At 62.7% G+C, this 2,130-nt stretch carries 2 protein-coding genes; one reads left to right on the forward strand and one right to left on the reverse strand.

Annotated features, from left to right (window positions below; all coding sequences use genetic code 11):
* Positions 1–21: 21 nt before the first annotated feature.
* Entirely contained in the window at positions 22–705 is a 684-nt protein-coding gene (locus tag Q1X90_RS03100; protein ID WP_300766450.1) for a response regulator, read from the reverse strand.
* An 80-nt stretch (positions 706–785) separates the two neighbouring features.
* Between Q1X90_RS03100 and Q1X90_RS03105 the strand changes: the two genes are divergently transcribed.
* Entirely contained in the window at positions 786–1,970 is a 1,185-nt protein-coding gene (locus tag Q1X90_RS03105; protein ID WP_300766452.1) for a glycosyltransferase, read from the forward strand.
* Positions 1,971–2,130: the final 160 nt, after the last annotated feature.

The raw sequence follows: 2,130 nt of genomic DNA on the forward strand, positions 1-2,130 counted from the left end.
CGCCATCGTCGTATTGCCCTTTCATGGCAGCAGATGCCTGCGTATGCATACCGCCACCGCCTCCGTCCTGTTGCGCGCGCCGAGCTTGACCGTAGTCCTATGCTCATAAGATGCCAAGGTGCTTCTGGTGATGTCGAGACGATCCATCGCCTCACGGGAGTTCAGCCCCCGCGAAAAACATCCCAGCACCTCCAACTCGCGGTTTGGCAGCGTTTTCCTCCCCACGGGCGTGGGCCGCTTTGACGATTGCCGAGCCTCGCACGAGGACGGGATCGCCCTCCTCACGGGCGTGGGGTCACTCCCGTTCTCCTCTCGCGTCGGAGGCCCGCCATGTGCGGCGTCTTCGTCGAGGATGCGGACGACGAGATCGTCCAACCGCGTTTTGCTAACAACCGCCTCCATACCGCTTTCCCACGCATCGTCCAGATAGACGTCCGTACGGTAGGCCGTCACCCCGATCACACGGATCGAACCGGACAGCTCCTTCACCTTCGCGCACACGCTTGTTCCGCCGATGCCCTCCAAGGCCATGTCCGTCACCAGCACGTCCGGACGGGCCGCAGCCGTGAGACACGATTGAACCGCCGCAACCGGACTGCTGACCAGCCACAACAGATCGATACCGTCTCGGTCATGCAACACTGCACGGAACATGCGCAACGCCAGCGGGTCGTTGTCCAGCACCCCAACTCCGGTCGCACTCAAGCCATCCCTCATACCTAGCATCATACAAACACCCGAACATGGACGAGATCCACGCCGCACGGCACCATACAATAGCGTGTATGACACGACAGGGCGGCGGGGCATTGACCATCGTATTGGTGATGGACGCGCTTGGGGGACTGGGCAACGGCACATCGAATTCCGCATGGCAGTATGCCCGCGAACTGACTCGTCAGGGGCATCACGTGCGTGTGGTGGGGATCGGATCGCCACGGTATCCGGCGCGCGTGCATCGGGTGCCGTTCGTGTCGTGGGTCGCCGCCAAACAGCGGATGCAATTCGCCAAGCCGGACGTGGGGCTGTTCGAGCGCGCGTTCCGGGGCGCGGACGTGGTTCATATCTATATGCCGTTCGCGTTCGGCAGATGTGCGTTGCGGGTCGCCCGGGAGATGGGCATTCCGGTGACCGCGGGATTCCACCTCCAGCCGGAGAACATCACCTATTCGGCCGGTCCTCTTCGATACGTGCCGGGCGTATCCACGTTCCTGTACTGGCTTTTCCGACATTGGCTGTATTCCGATGTGCGTCACGTGCATGCGCCGACGAGGATGATCGCCGACCAGTTGCGCTCGCACGGATACGACAACGAGATCCACGTGATATCGAATGGGTTCTCGCCGATGTTCTCGCCGCGTCACGGCGGGGAGCCGGGTGGACGGGACCGGGGTCGCCGGTTCCGTATCGTCGCGTCCGGAAGGCTCACTCATGAGAAGGACCACATCACGCTGATTCGTGCCGTGGCGCGCTGCCGTCACGCCGCGGACATCGACCTGACGATCTGCGGCACCGGACCGCTGAACTCGTATCTGCGCTCCCAGGCCCGGCGTCTGCTGCCGCGCACGACATGGTCGATCGGCTTCCACTCCCATGACGAGATGCCGGGACTGCTGCGTGCATGCGATATCATCATCCATCCCTCGATCGTCGACATCGAATCTCTGAGCGTTCTTGAGGGCATCGCCTGCGGGCTGGTGCCGGTTATCGCCGAATCCGATCTGAGCGCTGCCAGACAGTTCGCGCTCACCGACGAGTCACTGTTCCCCGCGCGTGACGTCCAGGTTCTGGCCGATCGGATCGACTGGTGGGTGGAGCATGCGGAGGATCGTCGGTATTGGGCTGTCCGGTACGCGGATGAGGCGCGATCGCGGTATTCCATCGAGCATTGCGTCGATCGTTTCGTCGATATGGAGCGTACCGCAATCGCCGATAGCGCGATCGAGAGAGACGCGGCCATGCGTCCATGACCGCGGCCGTGACCGCAGACGGGCGGGATCGGGATGATGGGTTCGCCGATGTCCGTGATTGGGGTCGACCATGGCCATCGGCCGATCGTCCCTGTGTCATGATGACGGATCCCCCGTGTCATGGCGGATCCACGCGAATCATCGAAAGGTCATGTGACCC

Origin of the sequence: uncultured Bifidobacterium sp. (assembly GCF_949292005.1) — a bacterium.
Taxonomy (GTDB): Bacteria; Actinomycetota; Actinomycetes; order Actinomycetales; family Bifidobacteriaceae; genus Bifidobacterium.

Excerpts from the sequence above, each read along its gene's own strand:
- Q1X90_RS03105 (WP_300766452.1), top strand. The coding sequence starts at position 786 with ATGACACGACAGGGCGGCGGGGCATTGACCATCGTATTGGTGATGGAC.